1 protein-coding gene is annotated in these 663 nt (G+C 57.5%); it reads left to right on the forward strand.

Translation table 11 applies throughout. The annotated features are described in order from the left end of the window. A partial coding sequence (locus tag AC1QQ2_RS14815; protein WP_479713719.1) for an ATP-binding cassette domain-containing protein occupies positions 1 to 663 on the forward strand: 663 nt, incomplete at both ends.

The following is a 663-nucleotide window of genomic DNA, read 5'->3' on the forward strand; positions in this document are numbered from 1 at the left end:
CCTGGGGCAGCTGGCTGCGGACGCCGGCAAAGTGCGGCTAGGGACGCAACTGGAGGTGGCTTACTTTGATCAAATGCGCGAGCAAATTGACCTCGATGCCACGCTAGAGGACACCATCAGCCCTGGCAGCGAATGGGTTGAGGTGAACGGTCGAAAAACACACGTTAAGAGTTATTTGAGCGACTTTTTATTCTCGCCGGCCCGCGCCAACGCTCCGGTACGCACCCTATCAGGAGGCGAACGCAACCGACTGCTGCTAGCCCGCCTGTTCGCCAAACCCGCCAACGTCTTAGTCCTTGACGAACCCACCAACGATTTGGATATCGATACCCTGGATTTGCTTGAGGATGTATTGGCTCAGTTCAAGGGCACCGTCTTCCTGGTCAGCCACGACCGCGCGTTTTTGGACAACGTTGTCACCAGCACCATCGTTAACGAAGGCCCCGGTATCTGGCGTGAATATGAAGGCAGCGTGGAGGACTGGATCACACAATCCGAGCGCGCCGCTCAGTGGGCAGAAACACGCCAAAGCGCGGTCACGCCTGCCAGCATGACGGCTGAAAAGTCCTCGCCATCAACTGCGGCCACCACGGCAGTGTCCGCAGAAAAAACCACTGCGACACCTGCCAAGCGCAAGCTCTCCTATAAAGAGCAGCGTGAACT

This window comes from Aestuarium sp., from assembly GCF_023253315.1.
GTDB lineage: Bacteria > Pseudomonadota > Alphaproteobacteria > Rhodobacterales > Rhodobacteraceae > Marivivens > Marivivens donghaensis.